The sequence below is a fragment of the Arthrobacter jinronghuae genome (genome assembly GCF_025244825.1).
Lineage (GTDB): Bacteria > Actinomycetota > Actinomycetes > Actinomycetales > Micrococcaceae > Arthrobacter_B > Arthrobacter_B jinronghuae.
In genome coordinates this window covers 1,413,737-1,430,223 of the sequence record NZ_CP104263.1, presented here as the reverse complement: position 1 = coordinate 1,430,223, position 16,487 = coordinate 1,413,737, and the positions used below count along the sequence as shown (strand labels likewise).

General features: G+C 66.8%; 15 protein-coding genes. 3 read left to right on the top strand and 12 right to left on the bottom strand.

Features of this window, described 5'->3' with window-relative positions; genetic code table 11:
• Positions 1–2: 2 nt before the first annotated feature.
• The 6 genes from N2K98_RS06615 to N2K98_RS06590 all read right to left on the bottom strand — a co-directional run bounded on the left by N2K98_RS06615 (position 3) and on the right by N2K98_RS06590 (position 5,992).
• The gene (locus N2K98_RS06615) at positions 3–1,226 is read right to left on the bottom strand and encodes a pseudouridine synthase (protein ID WP_255865273.1); all 1,224 of its coding nucleotides are present in this window, start codon (positions 1,224–1,226) and stop codon (positions 3–5) included.
• A 24-nt stretch (positions 1,227–1,250) separates the two neighbouring features.
• Positions 1,251–1,895: an SMC-Scp complex subunit ScpB gene (gene scpB, locus N2K98_RS06610; protein ID WP_255798132.1), complete on the bottom strand. Its 645-nt coding sequence runs from the start codon at positions 1,893–1,895 to the stop codon at positions 1,251–1,253.
• Complete coding sequence (locus N2K98_RS06605) at positions 1,892–2,842, bottom strand: segregation and condensation protein A (protein WP_407080013.1); 951 nt, start codon at positions 2,840–2,842, stop codon at positions 1,892–1,894. The genes scpB and N2K98_RS06605 overlap by 4 nt, the downstream gene beginning before the upstream one ends.
• Positions 2,820–3,713 (bottom strand): ParA family protein, encoded by an 894-nt coding sequence (locus N2K98_RS06600; protein ID WP_255798133.1) that lies wholly within the window; start codon positions 3,711–3,713, stop codon positions 2,820–2,822. Before N2K98_RS06600 ends, N2K98_RS06605 begins: the two co-directional genes overlap by 23 nt.
• A 114-nt stretch (positions 3,714–3,827) precedes the next feature.
• Positions 3,828–4,415 carry a GNAT family N-acetyltransferase gene (locus N2K98_RS06595; protein WP_255865272.1) on the bottom strand — a complete coding sequence of 196 codons (588 nt, stop codon included), beginning with the start codon at positions 4,413–4,415 and terminating at the stop codon, positions 3,828–3,830.
• A gap of 149 nt (positions 4,416–4,564) precedes the next feature.
• Entirely contained in the window at positions 4,565–5,992 is a 1,428-nt protein-coding gene (locus N2K98_RS06590; RefSeq protein WP_255798135.1) for a cation:dicarboxylate symporter family transporter, read from the bottom strand.
• A gap of 130 nt (positions 5,993–6,122) precedes the next feature.
• Between N2K98_RS06590 and N2K98_RS06585 the strand changes: the two genes are divergently transcribed.
• A complete protein-coding gene (locus N2K98_RS06585) occupies positions 6,123–7,760 on the top strand; it encodes a sensor histidine kinase (RefSeq protein ID WP_255865271.1) in 1,638 nt (545 codons plus the stop codon).
• Positions 7,757–8,476 (top strand): response regulator, encoded by a 720-nt coding sequence (locus N2K98_RS06580; protein WP_255798137.1) that lies wholly within the window; start codon positions 7,757–7,759, stop codon positions 8,474–8,476. The genes N2K98_RS06585 and N2K98_RS06580 overlap by 4 nt, the downstream gene beginning before the upstream one ends.
• A 16-nt stretch (positions 8,477–8,492) precedes the next feature.
• Here the strand turns inward: N2K98_RS06580 and N2K98_RS06575 are convergent, their stop codons facing one another.
• The 5 genes from N2K98_RS06575 to N2K98_RS06555 all read right to left on the bottom strand — a co-directional run bounded on the left by N2K98_RS06575 (position 8,493) and on the right by N2K98_RS06555 (position 13,855).
• Positions 8,493–10,403 carry an AMP-binding protein gene (locus tag N2K98_RS06575; protein WP_255865270.1) on the bottom strand — a complete coding sequence of 637 codons (1,911 nt, stop codon included), beginning with the start codon at positions 10,401–10,403 and terminating at the stop codon, positions 8,493–8,495.
• A 107-nt stretch (positions 10,404–10,510) separates the two neighbouring features.
• A complete protein-coding gene (dhaK, locus tag N2K98_RS06570; RefSeq protein WP_255798139.1) occupies positions 10,511–11,506 on the bottom strand; it encodes a dihydroxyacetone kinase subunit DhaK in 996 nt (331 codons plus the stop codon).
• 56 nt (positions 11,507–11,562) lie between these two features.
• Complete coding sequence (gene dhaL, locus N2K98_RS06565) at positions 11,563–12,195, bottom strand: dihydroxyacetone kinase subunit DhaL (protein WP_255798140.1); 633 nt, start codon at positions 12,193–12,195, stop codon at positions 11,563–11,565.
• Positions 12,192–12,989 carry an HAD-IA family hydrolase gene (locus tag N2K98_RS06560; protein ID WP_255865269.1) on the bottom strand — a complete coding sequence of 266 codons (798 nt, stop codon included), beginning with the start codon at positions 12,987–12,989 and terminating at the stop codon, positions 12,192–12,194. Before N2K98_RS06560 ends, dhaL begins: the two co-directional genes overlap by 4 nt.
• Positions 12,990–12,991: 2 nt before the next feature.
• Positions 12,992–13,855 carry a class II fructose-bisphosphate aldolase gene (locus tag N2K98_RS06555; protein ID WP_255798142.1) on the bottom strand — a complete coding sequence of 288 codons (864 nt, stop codon included), beginning with the start codon at positions 13,853–13,855 and terminating at the stop codon, positions 12,992–12,994.
• A 182-nt stretch (positions 13,856–14,037) separates the two neighbouring features.
• On the opposite strand from N2K98_RS06555, the gene N2K98_RS06550 reads away from it, so the two are divergent.
• Positions 14,038–14,457 (top strand): GlcG/HbpS family heme-binding protein, encoded by a 420-nt coding sequence (locus tag N2K98_RS06550; RefSeq protein ID WP_255798143.1) that lies wholly within the window; start codon positions 14,038–14,040, stop codon positions 14,455–14,457.
• On the opposite strand, the gene N2K98_RS06545 is transcribed toward N2K98_RS06550, so the two are convergent.
• Entirely contained in the window at positions 14,434–16,287 is a 1,854-nt protein-coding gene (locus N2K98_RS06545) for a hybrid sensor histidine kinase/response regulator transcription factor (protein WP_255865268.1), read from the bottom strand. The genes N2K98_RS06550 and N2K98_RS06545 overlap by 24 nt on opposite strands.
• Positions 16,288–16,487 lie beyond the last annotated feature (200 nt).

Genomic DNA, 16,487 nt, shown 5'->3' with positions numbered 1-16,487 from the left:
GGCTACAGTCCTACTGAGGCGAGCAGGTGTCCGACCTCGCCGCGGCCGAGGACGCGGATGCTGCCCTGGCGCTGGTCGCCCAGGCTGATCGGTCCGATCTTGGTGCGGACGAGGCGCTCCACCGGGTGGCCGACGGCGTCGAACAGCCGGCGGACAATGCGGTTGCGGCCCGAGTGCAGGACTACCTCGACCAGGAGGTGGCCCGGGGTGGAGTCGACCAGCTTGAAGGAATCAACCTTCTGGAAGCCGTCTTCCAGCTCAATGCCTTCACGCATCTGCGCGCCCACGCCGTGGCTCATCGGTCCGCGGACCTGCACCAGGTAGGTCTTGGGGACTTCGTAGGAGGGGTGCGTCAGCCGGTTGGTCAGCTCGCCGTCATTGGTCAGCAGCAGCAGGCCCTCGGTTTCGTTGTCCAGCCGGCCAACGTGGAACAAACGCTCGTTCTTGCTGGTGGCCTTAAGGAAGTCGCTGATGCAGGGACGCCCTTCGGGGTCTTCCATGGTGGAGATGACGCCGCGGGGCTTGTTGAACACGTAGTACTTCTGGGTTTCATCCAGCTGGAGGCGCATGCCGTCCACGTGGATGGCCACCGTCGCCGGGTCAACGCGGACGCCGAGTTCGGTGACGACCTGACCGTCAACTTCGACGCGGCCTTCGGCAATCATTTCCTCGCACACGCGGCGGGAGGCGACGCCGGCACTGGCCATGACCTTCTGCAGGCGGACGCCTTCGGGGTTGTGCTGTTCGGAAATCACCGGGGCGGCGGGGCGGCGGGTGGTGGATCGGCGAACGGGGCCCAGGTTCTGGCCGAAGCGCTCCCCGCGGAAGGCGCGGTCGCCGCTCTTGCGCTGGCCCTGCTGGGGGCCGCCGAACTTGCCGGCACCGGACTTGGAACCGCCCGGCTTGAAGCCGCCCGATTTGGAAGCACCGGACTTCGGGGCGTCGGTACGGGGTGCACCGGTCTTGCCGGAGTTGCTAGAGCCGAAGGCCTTCACGGCGTCGGACTTGAACTTCTCCGGGCGGGCCGCCTCGGGGCTGACGGGCCGGTAGCCGTTGGCACGGTCTTCACCGGGCTTGAGACCCGATGCCGAGCGCGGGCCGCCGGTGCGGTTGGAGGAGGGCTTGGAGCCGCGGCCGTAGCCTTTGCCGCCGGCGGGGCCACCGGCACTGCGTCCGCCGCCGCGAGGGGTATTGCGGCCGGATCCGGAACGGGGTGCTGGTGTCATGAGTAAGTCCTTTGGGTGTAGCGGTTAATAAGTAGTGTCTTCATATTCGGCCAGGTTTTCCAGCCCGGGCAGGTGCGGTGCAATCTGTGGAAGTTCGTCGAGGCTGCCCAAACCAAGCCGTTCCAGAAAGTACGGCGTGGTCCGGTACAGCAGCGAACCGGTTTCCGGTTCGGTGCCGGCGTCGACGATCAATCCACGCTGAACCAGCGTGCGGACCACCGAATCGACGTTTACTCCCCGGATCGCGGAGACCCGGGCCCGGGAGACGGGCTGCCGATAGGCAATCACCGCCAATGTTTCCAGTGCGGCCTGCGACAGCCGTGCACTCTGGCCTTCCAGTACAAACTTCGACACAACGGGCGCATAGTCAGCGCGGGAAAAAATCCGCCATCCGCCTGCTACGTCACGGAGTTCAAAACCACGCGGTGCGCCCTCGGGTCCATCCCCAGTATAACCGTCATACTCCCGCTGCAGTTCCGTGAGGGCCGCGAGCACTTCCGGCTCCGGCACGCCGATCACCGAGGCCAGCACCGCGGGGGCAGCAGGTTCGTCCACCACCATCAGCACCGCCTCGACGGCGGCCTTCACTCCCCCGGGAAGTGCTGCAACGTCTTCGCGGGTGTCGTCCCCGCCGCTTGTGCCCGGACCAAAACCAGGTTCCGCCGTCATGACCGGTCCTCTTCCAAGGTTGTGTGTTGGACTGCTGCGCCATTGGATCCGCTGTTTTCGCCGGCGCCCTCACCGTCATATTCATCTCCCACGGCGGCAACCCCGCCTGCCGGATCCGCCCCTCCGGTCCACGTGATGAGCAGCTCACCCAGCGGGGCAGGCTGTTCAAAGCTGACGGCTCCGTCGCGGAACATTTCCAGCAGCGCGAGGAACCGGGCCACCGCCACGGGACCGTCGGCGTCGGACACCAGGGCACCGAAGGTGGCCGCGCCGTCTGCAGCGAGCCGTTCCGCGAGGATTAGCGCCTGCTCCCGGACGCTGGTCTTGGGCGCGTGCAGGTGTTCAAGCCCCACTGTCGGAGGCTGCTCGTCGCGCGGCTGCAGGGCACGCGCGGCCAGGTCCGCGAACTGCTGCGGCGTGGTCCGCCAGACCAGCTCGGGAAGCATCGCCGCGAAGTGCGGATCCAGGGATACCTGCCGCGGGTAACGCCGCGCCTCGTCCGTCAGCCGCTCCCCCATCAGGGCGGCCATCTCGCGGAACGCCTTGTACTGCAGCAGCCGGGCGAACAGCAGGTCACGGGCTTCGAGCAGGGCGACGTCTTCCTCGTCCTCCACGTCGCCGGCCGGAAGCAGACGTGCTGCCTTGAGGTCCAGGAGGGTGGCGGCAATAACCAGGAATTCGCTCGCCTCATCCAGCGCGACCTCGGGTCCGGTACCGAAGAGTTCCCGGATGTAGCCCAGGAATTCATCGGTGACGGCGGCAAGGGCAATTTCGGTGATGTCCAGCTCGTGCTTGGAAATCAGTCCCAGCAGGACATCGAAGGGCCCGGTGAAGTTTGCCAGCCGGACTTCGAAGCCGGCGCGGGCGGCCGGATCCTGCGAACCCGGCTCCCTGGCCTCCGGCTCCGCCGGGGCGGGCGCCGGCTTAGGGCGCGCCGCCGCGGGCAATCAGTTCCTTGGCGAGACGGCGGTAGGAGTCCGCGCCCGGGTGGTTGCCGGCGTACGAGGTGATCGGTTCGGCCGCCACAGTGGCGTCGGCGAACTTGATGGTCCGCTTGATGACCGTTTCGAAGACCTTGTCCCCGAAGGCTTCCACGAGGCGGGAAATCACTTCACGGCTGTGCAGGGTGCGGGCGTCGTACATGGTCGCCAGGACGCCGTCCACCTGGAGGCTGGGGTTGAGCCGGTCCTGGACCTTCTCGATGGTTTCCACCAGCAGGGCCACCGCACGCAGGGCAAAGAACTCGCAGATCAGCGGGATGATCACGCCGTGCGCGGCGGTCAGGGCGTTGACGGTCAGCAGGCCCAGGGAAGGCTGGCAGTCGATGAGGATGACGTCGTAGTCATCCGATACCCGGCGCAGTGCGCGTTCGAGCACCTGCTCGCGGGCCACCTCGTTCACGAGCTGCACCTCGGCTGCGGAAAGGTCGATATTGGCCGGCAGCAGGTGGATGTTCTCGATGGAGGTTTCGTGGATCGCCTCGCGGATATCCACCTTCCGGTCCATCAGCACGTTGTAGACGGTGAGGTCCAGCTCGTGCGGGTTGGCTCCCATCCCTGCGGACAGGGCGCCCTGCGGGTCAAAGTCCACCAGCAGCACGCGGCGGCCGGCTTCCGCGAGGGCGGCACCAAGGTTGATGGTGGAGGTGGTCTTGCCGACCCCGCCCTTCTGGTTCACCATCGCAATGATCCGGGCAGGACCATGGGACGTGAGGACGGGAGGCTCGGGGAATACCGTCAGGGGACGTCCGGTTGGACCCATCGCCGTGTCGGCTCCGGTTGCGTCCTGCAGAGTTGATGAACCCTGTTCGCTGCTCACGTATAAATCCACGCTTCCGTATCTAGCTTTGCTGCGGGCTGTCTTTGTCAAGGTTACAGCCGCGCCACGGCCATCCCGCGAATCAGGGCTGTGATGACCGGCGAGCCTTGACGCTCAAGTAGAACTCGAACGTTGAGGGCGGACGGCAGCATGCAGATGCATGTCGTGCCAGCCGTCGGCATGCCTGAGGGCACTGCGCTTGGTTCCTTCCAACGCGAAACCGGTCTTCCGGGCGACGGCGCAGGAAGCCTGGTTGCGCACCGAGTGGGAAAGCTGGAGGCGCATGAGGCCTGCCGCGCCGAAGGCCCACCGCGCCAGCGCGTCCACGGCCCGGGATGCCACCGCGTTTCCCCGATCCCCCGGAAGCACCCAATAGCCCAGTTCAGCATCGCCTTCGTACAGATTGACGCGGCTGAGAGCCACGCGCCCCACCACGTTCCGGCCGCTGCTGCATACGGCCCAGTTGGCACCGGATTCCTCCTGCCAGCGGGTACTCCAGCGGCGGATCCATTCAAGGGCTTCGGCTTCGGTTGCCATCGTCCGCCGGTTGAAGTGCGAGATGTCCGGCTCGCCGTACGCCTCCGCCACCACGGCGGCGTCGTCGTCGCGCCAGGGCCGCAGGACCAGGCCGTCCGCGTCGAGGGTCGGCTGCACCCGGCTGCTCAATGTCCCGCGCGGCAGATAGGGGCCAAGTGCTGTCATGGAAGGTCCACCGTTTCGTAGAGCGGGCATCGAGGACCATTATGCACTCGCCCGGATTCCCGCCGGCAGCACACGCAAAACGCGCTCCGCCCCGGTGTCTTCCGGGGCGGAGCGCGTTTCGAGGTACTGCCGGTTGTAGTGCTGGCGCCTTAGTGCCGCGGATCGCCGGCGGTGCCGGCGACTGCGGAACTGCCGGCAGGGCTGGGAACCGTGGCGGCCAGTTCGGCGGATTCCGCCGTCTGCCGCGGTTCGTCAGTGCCGGCGTCGACGTTCATGCTCGCTTCGTCGAAGGGCAGTTCGCGGTCCAGGACCGCCTTGACCTGTTCCTTGTCGATTTCCTTGGTCCAGGTGCCGATGAGGACGGTGGCCACGGCGTTGCCGGTGAAGTTGGTCAGGGCGCGGGCCTCGGACATAAAGCGGTCGATGCCGACAATCAGGCCCACGCCTTCGATCAGGTCGGGGCGGTGGGACTGCAGTCCGCCGGCCAGCGTGGCCAGGCCTGCACCGGTGACGCCTGCGGCGCCCTTCGAGGCAATGATCATGAAGACCAGCAGGGAAATCTGTTCGCCCAGTTCCAGCGGCTTGCCCATGGCCGAGGCCACGAACAGTGCGGCCATGGTCAGGTAGATGGCGGTTCCGTCGAGGTTGAAGGAATAACCGGTCGGAACCGTAACGCCGACCACGGGCTTGGAAATGCCCAGGTGTTCCATCTTTGCGATCAGGCGGGGCAGGGCCACCTCGGAAGAGGAGGTGGAGAAGATCAGCAGGTACTCACGGCCCAGGTACCGCATGAGCTTGAAGATGCTGAACCCGGTGACCAGCTTCAGCAGCCCGCCCAGGATGACGACGATGAAGAGGATGCAGGTGATGTAGAAGGCAACCATCAGGGTGGCCATGCTCACGATCGCCTGGATGCCGGTCTCGCCGACGACGGCGGAGATGGCACCGAAGGCGCCGATGGGAGCCAGCCACATGATCATCATGAGGATCCGGAACACCAGGGCCTGGATGTAGCCGATTCCCTTGAGCACCGGCGCTCCCGCCGGTCCCATCTTCTGCAGGGCAAAGCCGACCAGCAGGGCAACAAACAGGGTCTGCAGGATGGACTCGCCGGTGAGGGAGGCCAGCAGTGTGGTGGGGATGATGCTCAGAAGGAAGCCCGTCATCCCCTCCCCTTCCTCGGGGGCAGCCGGGGCGGCACCAGCGGAAGCCTGCAGGTCCAGGCCTTCGCCCGGGTGGATGAGGTTACCCACCACGAGGCCGATGGCCAGCGCGAAGGTGGACATGATGATGAAGTAGCCAAGCGCCAGGCCGCCCACCTTGCCGACCGTGGCTGCTTTGGCGATTGATCCGATGCCTAGGACAATGGTGCAGAAGATGACGGGGGCAATCATCATCTTGATGAGGTTGATGAACCCCGTTCCGAGGGGCTTGAGGCTCTTCGCGAACTCGGGGGCAAGAAGCCCGAGTACGGCACCGAGCACCACCGCAGCGATTACGGCGATGTAGAGGAAATGTGTTCTGTCCCGCTTACGGCTCTTCTGTGAACCGTCGTAGGGATTAGCGGCAGCTGCCATGGCGGTACTCCTTGATGCGTGTGGTCGGCTTCCATCTTCGATGCTTATGTGATCACAGTCACCCTTGTGTTCATATTGTTCTCAAGAAAACTCCTTACGCCCCGTAAGGATCCGCGACAAAGGACCAAACGTGCACCGACGGAGCCTGGCAGGACGGCTGTTCCTGGCCCAGCTTGCGTTCATCCTGTGCGTTTCGGGCGGGATCGCCTGGGGGCTGTACCAGCAGGCCGAAGAGAACACGTATGAGGAAACGGGCTCCCGGATGCTCGCCGTCGCCGGCACCGTGGCTGCCGCGGATGCCGTCCGCACCGCCGTCGACTCCACCGATCCGGCGGGCCTGCAGGACTATGCGCGGGAGGTGATGGACGACGTCGGGGTGGACTTCCTGACCATCATGGACACGGACCGCACGCGGTTCACGCACCGGAACGCCGAGCAGATCGGCAGGCCCTACATCGGTTCCATCGATCCGGCCCTGGCGGGAGAGAGCTTCACGGAAACCTACACCGGCACGCTGGGACCCTCGGTCCGCGCCGTCACCCCGGTGTACGACGACGCCGGCAACGTCACCGCGCTGGTCGCCGCCGGCATCACGGTGGACCGGGTGGCCATTGCCCGCGATGCACGGCTGCCGGAGCTGTTCGCCATCGACGCGGCCGCGCTCGCTGCCGGAGCCGTGGGGTCCTACCTGCTCAGCCGCTATCTGCGCCGGGCCACGCACGGCCTCGGTCCCGCGGAGCTGACACACATGTACGCTTTCTACGATTCGGCGCTGCATTCGGTGCGTGAGGGGCTGCTGCTGCTCAATGACCGGGGACAGTTGGTGCTCTACAACGACGAAGCCGCCGTCCTGCTGGGGCTGCCGCCGGCAGATCCCGCCGTGCGGTGCCGGGAACTGCCGGATCTTCCCGGACCGCTGGCATCCCTGTTGCGCTCCGGCCGGGACGCCAGGGAGGAAATCCACCTCACCGGCGAGCGCATCCTGGTGGTCAACCAGTCCGCAGCGGTGTCCGCAGGGCCGCACGGCCGGCGGTTCGGCACGGTCACTACGCTGCGGGACCATACCGACGTCGAATCCCTCACCGGTGAACTGGCCTCCATGCGGACGCTGGCCGATGCCCTGAGCGCCCAGGCCCATGAGCACGCCAACCGCGTGCACACGCTGGCGTCCCTGATCGAGCTGGGGCGCAGCGATGAAGCCCTGCGGTTTGCCACCGCCGATCTGGAACAGTCCCAGCAGCTCAATGACGAAGTGCTGGCCGTCGTGGAGGAACCGGCGGTAACCGCCCTGCTGATGGGCAAGGCGGCGCAGGCCCGCGAGCGCGGCATCGAACTGGACATCGAGGTGGGCCCGGAAACGGGACGATTCAGCGGGGCCGGGCTGGAACCGGTGGAGCTGGTGACCATCATCGGCAACCTGCTGGACAACGCGTTCGACGCCGCGGAGGACTCCGTGCGCCTGTACCTGGGCAGCGGAGACGGCCAGCTGCTGATCGAGGTGCAGGACGACGGCGCGGGCGTGGACCCCGAGATAATCGAACATATCTTCGAACAGGGGTTCAGTACGAAGGCGCTGCCGCAGGGACGGGTGCTGTCCGGCCGCGGAATCGGCCTGGCACTGGTCCGCCAGGCGGTGACGCGGCTGGGCGGAAGCATCCAGGTACTGGGCGGCCCGGGGGCCTGCTTCAGTGTGGAACTCCCGCTGCCGGATTCGGCCTCTACTCCGGCCCCCCAGGCTCCGGCCCCCCGGGCTGAGGCAGCATCGTGACGCGGCACTCCCCCGCCGTCGGCGTGCTGGTGGTCGAGGATGAGGAAATCCCCGCCGAGGCCCACGCCGAGTATGTCCGCCGGACGCCGGGCTTCCGGCTGGCGGGCATTGCACGCACCGGCGCCGAAGCACTGGAAGCGCTCAAGGACGCCGAGTCCGCGCCGTCGGGCAGCGAAGCCGAGATCGGCCTGGTGCTGTTGGACATGAACCTGCCTGACCTGCACGGGCTGGACCTGCTGCGCCGGATCCGCGGGGCCGGACTGCCCGTGGACGTCATAGCCATCACCGCGGTCCGGGACCTGGCGGTGGTCCGCAGCGCCATGTCCGGCGGCATTGTCCAGTACCTCATCAAGCCGTTTACGTATTCGGCGTTCAGCGCCAAGCTCACCGCCTACGCCGAATACCGGCGTCGGATGGCCGAGCAGGCCGCCTCCACCACGCAAAGCGAAGTCGACAGTGCCTTTGCCGCCCTCCGTCCTGCCGTGGCAGGACAGCTGCCCAAGGGCCTGTCCGCGGAAACGCTGGAGGCCGTGGCGGATCTGCTCAAGGGTGCCCGGGCACCGCTCTCCGCCACTGAGGCAGCAGAGTCGCTGGCCATGTCCCGGATCACCACCCGCCGCTACCTGGAGTACCTGGCGGACCAGCAGTCGGTGCTGCGCTCGCCGAGGTACGGCACCCGGGGCCGGCCGGAGCTGGAGTACAGCTGGCGCCGGTGAGGCGCCCAGCCGCGGCCTAGGGCACCGGACGCAGCACCGCGGTCAGGGCTTCCAGCACGCCGGGATCCTCGATGGTGGAGGGCACGGTGTGCGGAACGCCGTCGGCAATCTGGCGCATGGTCTTGCGCAGCACCTTCCCGGACCGGGTCTTGGGCAGGGCGTCCACCACGTACACGTCCTTGAAGTCCGCCACCGGGCCGATCTGCGAGCGCACCCGTTCGACCAGTTCGGCGCGCAGCACGTCGGCGTCGATCTCCGTTCCTGCCTTCAGCACCACGTAGCCGGACGGGCGCTGGCCCTTCACCGGATCCGCGATGCCGATCACCGCCGCTTCGGCGACGGCCGGATGGGAGCCCACCGCCTGTTCCATGGCGCCGGTGGAGAGCCGGTGGCCGGAGACGTTGATGACGTCGTCGGTACGGCCCATCACGAACACGTAGCCGTCCTCGTCCACGTACCCCGAGTCACCGGTGGCGTAGTAGCCGTCGAAAACCTCCAGGTACGCGGCGCGGTAGCGTTCGTCGCTGCCCCAGAGCGTCTGGAGGGTTCCCGGCGGCAGCGGCAGTTCCAGTGCGATGTTGCCCTCCGTTCCGGCCGGCACCCGCTTCCCGTCCGGCCCGAGCACGCGCACGGCAAACCCGGGAACCGGGACGGTGGGCGACCCGGCCTTGACCGGCAGTTCCTCCAGTCCCACGGGGTTGGCGCAGATGGCCCAGCCGGTTTCGGTCTGCCACCAGTGGTCGATCACCGGCACCCCGAGGGCAGCCTCCGCCCACTCCAGCGTGGCCGGGTCCAGGCGCTCGCCGGCGGCAAAGAGGTGCCGCAGCCTCGAGAGGTCGTAACGGCCGGGTTCGGCGGCGGCCGGGTCGGCCTTCCGGATGGCGCGCAGCGCGGTCGGTGCGGTGAACAGGACGTCGACGCCGTGCTCCGCTGCCACCCGCCAGAACGCGCCTGCGTCCGGGGTGCCCACGGGCTTGCCCTCGTACAGCACGGTGGTGGCGCCGGCGATCAACGGTCCGTAGACGATGTAGGAGTGGCCCACCACCCAGCCGACATCGGAGGCGGTCCACATCACCCGCCCCGGCCCCACCCCGTAGATGTTCTCCATGGACCAGGCCATCGCCACCGCGTGGGAGCCGTTGTCCCGCACCACGCCCTTGGGTGCGCCCGTGGTGCCGGAGGTGTAGAGGATGTACAGCGGATCGGCGGCGGCCACGGAGACCGGTCCGACGGGCATGGCAGCTGCGGCGAGCGCGTTCCAGTCATGCCAGGCCGCACCGCCGGTGCCGTCAAACTCCTCGCGGGTAGCCGTGAAGCCCGTCCGATCGGCCACGACGACGGCGGCCACCCGGTGCGTGGCGGTTTCCAGGGCCTCGGCGACGGCCGGCAGGTATTCGACGGCGCGCTTGGGTTCGAGTCCGCCGCTGGCCGTCACGATCACCGTGGGACCGGCGTCGTCGATCCGGGCGGCGAGCTCCCGCGGGGCGAATCCCCCGAACACCACGGAGTGGACCGCGCCCAGCCGGGCGGTGGCCAGCATCGCGATCACGGCTTCGGGGATCATCGGCAGGTAGATGATCACGCGGTCCCCGGAGCCGACGCCGAGCCCGCGCAGCACGCCGGCGAACCGTTCAACCTCGGCCAGCAACTGGCTGTAGGTATAGGTGCGCGTGGTGCCGAGCATCGCGGAGTCGTAGATCAGCGCCGCGGTGTCTCCGCGGCCGGCGGCCACGTGGCGGTCCAGGGCGTTGTAGGAGGTGTTGAGCTCCGCGTCCGGATACCAGGAGTACAGCGGCGCCCTGGCGTCCTCGAGGGCGCGGGACGGCGGCTTGTCCCAGTCCACCAGGGCGGCTGCAGCGAGCCAGAACCCTTCGGGATCGGAACTGCTGCGTGCATAGGCCTGTGCGTACGTTTCGTGCCCACCCATGAATCCTCCTTGATCCGGCGTAGTACGCCATGCTACTCGAGGACGGGCCTGCGGACGCCTCCTTTTCGACCTGCCGGGGACATCAACGGTGTCTGGTGGCGCTGGATTTAGAAGACCCGGATGGGGATCTCGGCGGGATCCATGAGCAGCGACTCGATCTCGTCGTCGAGCTTCACCAGGGTGATGGACGCACCGGCCATATCCAGGGACGTGCAGTACTCCCCCACGTAGCTGCGGCCCACGCTGATGCCCTGCTCCGCGAGACGCTTGTGTGCCTGCCCGTACAGGAGGTACAGCTCGCTGATCGGAGTGCCGCCGAGTCCGTTGACCATGAGCGCCACGCGGTCTCCCTCACGGAAGGGCAGGTCACGCACCACCGGGCCGAGGAGCTCTTCGACAATCTCGTTGGCGCTCATCATCTTCGCCCTGCGCCGGCCCGGCTCGCCGTGGATGCCGACGCCCATCTCGATCTCGTCCTCTCCGAGCTCGAACAGCGGGCTCCCCTTCGCCGGCGGAGTACAGGCGGTCAGGGCGACACCCATCGTCCGGGTCACGGAATTGACCTTCTCACCGATGCGGATCACTTCGTCGAGGTCCGCCCCGCGCTCGGCGGCGGCGGCCACTGCCTTGATAACGAAAAAATTACCGGCAACACCGCGTCGGCCGATCGTGTAGGTGGAGTCCTCGACGGAGACGTCGTCATTGATGAAGAGCGTCTTGACCTCGATGCCCTCGGCGGAGGACATTTCCTGCGCCATGTCGAACACCATCTTGTCGCCGGTGTAGTTATTCACCAGCAGCAGCACACCCTTGGGCGAGGCCATGAGCTTGGTGGTCTCGTACACGTAATCGAGCGGCGGCGCCGCAAACACGTCCCCCGGGCAGGCGGCGTCGAGCATTCCCCTGCCGACGATCATCACGTGGGCCGGCTCATGCCCTGAGCCAGAGCCCTGCACGATGGAGACCTTCTCCTGGTCCGGACCGTCGGCGCGCATGATCAGGTTGTACTCCGGCACGTACTTCAGGGTGTCCGGGTTCGCGAGGGCGAGGCCCTCGAGCATATCCGGGACGAACTGCTGCGGATCGTTGACGAACTTTTTCATGGGGGCTCCACGTCGTTGTGAGTTGGCAGGGACAAATTGATGCGGGTGAAGAATAGTCAGGGCCAGTCGGCGACCATACGCTCGACGATGATGGCGACCGCCGCCGCCCCGGCGTCCGGGGAACCGATGCTGCGCGCTCCGCTATAGCTGGCCCGCCCCCGCTTGGCTTCCAGTGCCGAGGTTGCATCAGCGCACTCGCGGGTCTTGGCAGCGAAAGCGGCACGGCATTGAACCGGCGACGCGCCCGCGGCGAGTTGGCGCTCGAGTTCATCGGTTGCAGGTATCAGGGCGTCCAGCAGGGTCTTGTCACCAAGGTCGGAGTTACCGCGAGCCTTGATGCCGTCGGTGGCCCCGCGCAGCATGGAGACGACGGCGGCGCCGTCGATCGTGTCCAGCGTCTTCGCGGCCGCGGACGCCCGCAGGAACGCCGTGCCCCACAGCGGACCCGAGGTTCCACCGATCCTGCTGGAGATGGCGAGCGCGATCTGCTGCAGGAAGGTAGCCACATCGTCGCGCTTGAACGAGTCCCAATCTGCCAGGACCTTCTCGAAGCCGCGGGCGAGGGAATACCCCAGGTCACCGTCTCCCACCACGGCGTCAAGGTCCCCGAACGCCTCCTCCTTGTCGACGGCAGTCTGGGCCAGGGAGCGGACAACGAATTCGACGTCGGCCAGATCGGTGCTGCTCATGGTGTCTCCGTTTCGTGCGTTGTGGCAGGTAGATCAAGCAACTCCTGCAGGACGGCGAGGGTGACTGCGCCGGAAGGACGGACGCCATGCGGGTCTGCGAGCACCTCGGCCTGCTCTCCGTCGGGATCGCCCAGCGAGGAGACCACAAGCTCTGCGCCCGTGAAGTCCTCCCCGCGGGTGAAACCGCTGACCGTCACGACGGTACGAAGTCCGGCGCCGACGGCGGCACGCAGCCCGTTCGCACTGTCCTCGACAACGATCGCGTCCTGCGGTTCCACGCCGAGTTCCTTTAGCGTGAGGAGGTAGATGTCCGGCGCAGGCTTCTTCGCCGACACCACGTCACCGGCGAACACGGAGAAGTGCACCGCGAGGTCGTCCCCGACGGCGTGCGTCAGGACGGCGCGTACAGCGGGTTCTGCGGAGGTGGAAGCGACGGCGAGGGTCCAGCCGGCGTCGTGCGCTTCCTGGACGATCCGGGCGATGCCCGGCCGCGCGGGCATAACGCCGCTCTCCACCAGCCCCTTGTAGACCTCGGTCTTCCGCCGATGCCAGGAGAGAATCGCCCTGTCGACGGCGTCGTCGTTCTCCAGGCCCAGCGACTCGGAGAGCGAGGGTGTGAGGATGCTGCGCATCCTCTCCTTACCTCCGCCGATCTTCACCTTCTCGGCGTACTCCTCTACCGACCACTGCACGGGAACATGGAAGTCGGCGAAGGTCTGGTTGAAGGCGGGCAGGTGTCCGTACTGTTCGGTGTCGGCGAGCACGCCGTCGCAATCGAAGATGAGGGCGGGCATGGTCAACGGCCGTCCTTGCCTGCACTGCCGAACTGTGTGCAGAGGTCCGTGACCATCGAGACGACATCGGCCCGGGTGTGTCGAAACAGCGACGGCGGATCCCACTTGCTGTTCTGCTCGGCCTGCTTCAGGAAGGCCAGGCTGGACTGCATGTAGGTCTCCTTGAGCGCGGTGGAAATGTTGACCTTCGCGCAGCCGCGGGCAATGAGGTCCGCGAACTGCCCGGCGCTGAGGCCGCTGCCACCGTGCAGGGCGATGGGCACGTTGCGCGCCTCGACGATCTGTGTGACGCGTTCGGCGTCGAGCACGGGTGCGGCCTTGTAGCTGCCGTGGGCGTTGCCGATCGAGGGGGCGAAGACGTCTATCCCGGTGGCGTCAATAAAGGCCAGTGCCACGTCAAGGCTCTGCTGCTTGGAGACGTCGTCGGACCCGTGGTCGTCCTCGACTCCGGTGATCGCCTCGATCTCGCCCTCCACCTGGGCGCCGTAGCTGCGGGCTTCGGCGACGACCTCGACGGTCTGGCGCTGGTTTTCCTCGACGGGCAGGTTGGAGGCGTCGAAGAGCACCGAATTCCAGCCGGCCTTGAGGCATTCGGTGACCACCGCGCGGTCCGGGCAATGGTCCAGATGCAGGGTGACGGGCACCTCGATGCCGCGCGTCATCGACTGCCACATGTCGAAGAGGACCCGGGACCCGATGCTGCGTACGGTCTTGACCGAGGTCTGCAGGATCACCGGTGAGTTCGCCTCCACAGCTCCTGCGAGGACGCCCTCCATGGTCAGGTCATTGAAGATGTTGATGGCGGGCACGCCGTAGCGCTCGCGGAACGCCGGATCAACAATGTCCTTCAGCGGCACAACGCCCACAACACTTCCTCCTGGCTTGGCTTCTGCCCACGCTAGGCGCGCGGCCTCCACGCCGGAATGGGTAATTACCCCTCCCTCCCTGTGGGGGTAATCACTACCTCGCCAGCGCACGACTTCAGTGGTTATGTGGGGCGCGGCCGCTCCGGCCAGCATGTCTTCCACATCAATGACGAAGGACACCCATGCCACAGGGATCAGTGCTCGAGACCATCACCGCCGAGGAAGCCCGCCGCGTCATCGACGCCGCCGCAGCGAAGGCGACGGAAATCGGCCAGCCGATGGACATCGCCGTCGTCGACGCCGGCGGGAACCTCAAGGCACACGTCCGAATGGACGGCGCCAACATCGGCAGTATCACCATCTCGATCAACAAGGCCTACACGGCCATTGCGTTCCAGTGTGAAACCGGCGACCTGCAGGGAGTCACGCGGCCGGACGGTCCCATCTACGGGCTGAGCGACGCCCACGGCGGCCGGCTCGCGGTATTCCCGGGCGGCATCCCGCTGGTACGCGATGGCAGCATCATGGGCGCCGTCGGGGTCTCCACGGGCACCATTGAGCAGGACCAGGAGGTGGCTTCAGCGGGTGCGGCTGCCTACTGAGGCCTGTCCTACTGCTCCGGTCACCAGCATGGTGCGGTTGCGGGCACCGGTCTTCCGAAGCATCGCGCCCACATGCTTCTCCACCGTCTTCACGGAGATTCCCAGACGCGTGGCAATCTGCTTGTCTGCCAGCCCCTCCGCCAGCAGGGTCCGTACCTCCAGTTCCCGGGCGGTCAGGCGGGAGGTATTCGCTGCGGGTTCAGAGGTGCCGCGGCCCTCCGCGAGGCGGCTGAAGATCGCACCGTCCAGCAGCGCGTCCCCCCGGGCAGCCGCGACGACGACGCGTGCCACTTCCGTGGGAGTCGAGGACAACGAGACGAAACCCCGCACGCCCGACGACGCCGAAAGCGTCAGCTGCTCATTGGTCGGGTGATCGATGACAACGACGACGGGCCTCTCGACCGTGTCGCTGCCGATCGATCGCGCCCCTGCATATTCGCCGAGCAGGAGGTCATCGAGGACAATCATGTCCGGTTGGAGCAGTGACACGGATTCGGTGAGGTCCTCCAACGTGGTGACTTCGCCGAGGACCTGGACGGACGGCTCGGACGTTTCAAGCAGCCGGACGAGTCCGGCGCGGATGAGCGGTTGGGTACACGCAACAAGAACTTTCCACCGTTCCCGGGATGCGTCGCCGTTGGAGGAATACGGCACCTGCACGCGGATGCTGGTGCCCCAGCCCGGCGTTGAGTCCACGTGGACTTCGCCCCGCAGATAGTGTGCGCGGGCGGCTATGCCGTGCAGGCCGAGCCGTCTGCCCTGCGTGCTTCCTATGTCGCCCTGGATGTTCGGGCGCTCGAATCCGCGCCCGTTGTCCTCGACGATGACTGTCAGGCCTGCTTCTTCGTAGAAGATCCCGATCCGACAGGTGGTGGCACGGGAGTGGGCGACGACGTTGGCCAGGGCTTCCTGGATCACCATGAAGAGCTGATGGGCCACGACGGGCGCCAGATCGTGCTGCTCGCCGGTGACAAGGAGCGTGATGGTGATGGGATAGCCGGCACTCACAATATCGAGTTCCTGCCGGACAGCCTCCTCGATCGTGCTGCCGGCAAGGCTGGAGGGGGCGAGGCCAAGCACCGTGCGTCGGGCCTCGAAGAGTGCCTCGTGGGCGAGCACACGGGCAGAGTCGATGTGCGCGATAGAGGGCGAGCCCCCCGGCGTAGCCTTGTCCGCACGGTCGAGGTGGAGCAGGAGCGAGCTCAGCGATCGGCCGATGGTTTCGTGGACTTCCTGCACAGCCCGTTCCCGCTCACCGGCAACCGCGGCCTCACGCTCTTTCGCCGCGGCGGCCTGATGAAGCCTGCTGTTCATGATGGCGATGGCAGCGTGGTTCGCAAAAAGTTCCACGAGGGAAGCGTCTTCGGCAGTGAAGACGCGGCCGGGCCCATTGCTGAAGATGGCGAAGGTACCGATGATGGCGCCGTCCCATGCGATAGGGACACCGATGACGGCGCTCCGCCACCTCGGATCGTCAGGGTCGATGTGGCCTGCGGGCACGGACGCGTAGCAGTCGAGGATGACAGTCCCCCGCGTCGCGACGATCTGGCCGGTCAGGCCTTCCGTCAGCGGAAACGTCTGGCCCTGGTGGCATCCGACGCCTTGATCCACTTCCTTGCGGTAGTACCCCTCGGCTTCATGCACGATGGAGATGGAACCACTCTCGCAGCCGAGGAGGGCGACGGCGTGCCCGAGCACGCGTTCGAGAAGCGGCACCAGTTCGAACTGCCCGGCGAGGTCGCCGGCTAGTTCGGTGATGCGGTCGAGTTCCGAGAGCGGAGCATGGCTTTGGTGGTTCCGGGTGATGCTGGGCGTGGGAAGCTGCTGCATAAACGGCACCTGTCTCCTGCGGCGCAACGCTGCGCTCGGGCCTTTAGGATAGCTCGGCGGTAAAGCCTTGCACCGGGTGCGTAGAGCCAAGCCGTTCTATCAGCGGGTAGTCAGCGGAAGCCCGAGGTTGGGGCCGCTGCCCAGCATCGTGCGCCGGCGCGCCGTCGGTTTCCGTTCCCGCAAATACGGTCCGAGTCTGG

Coding starts and splice junctions, on each gene's coding strand:
- N2K98_RS06575 (WP_255865270.1), bottom strand. CDS start 10,403: ATGGGTGGGCACGAAACGTACGCACAGGCCTATGCACGCAGCAGTTCC.
- dhaL (WP_255798140.1), bottom strand. CDS start 12,195: ATGAGCAGCACCGATCTGGCCGACGTCGAATTCGTTGTCCGCTCCCTG.
- N2K98_RS06615 (WP_255865273.1), bottom strand. CDS start 1,226: ATGACACCAGCACCCCGTTCCGGATCCGGCCGCAATACCCCTCGCGGC.
- N2K98_RS06550 (WP_255798143.1), top strand. CDS start 14,038: ATGCCACAGGGATCAGTGCTCGAGACCATCACCGCCGAGGAAGCCCGC.
- N2K98_RS06560 (WP_255865269.1), bottom strand. CDS start 12,989: ATGCCCGCCCTCATCTTCGATTGCGACGGCGTGCTCGCCGACACCGAA.
- dhaK (WP_255798139.1), bottom strand. CDS start 11,506: ATGAAAAAGTTCGTCAACGATCCGCAGCAGTTCGTCCCGGATATGCTC.
- N2K98_RS06545 (WP_255865268.1), bottom strand. CDS start 16,287: ATGCAGCAGCTTCCCACGCCCAGCATCACCCGGAACCACCAAAGCCAT.
- scpB (WP_255798132.1), bottom strand. CDS start 1,895: ATGACGGCGGAACCTGGTTTTGGTCCGGGCACAAGCGGCGGGGACGAC.
- N2K98_RS06595 (WP_255865272.1), bottom strand. CDS start 4,415: ATGACAGCACTTGGCCCCTATCTGCCGCGCGGGACATTGAGCAGCCGG.
- N2K98_RS06590 (WP_255798135.1), bottom strand. CDS start 5,992: ATGGCAGCTGCCGCTAATCCCTACGACGGTTCACAGAAGAGCCGTAAG.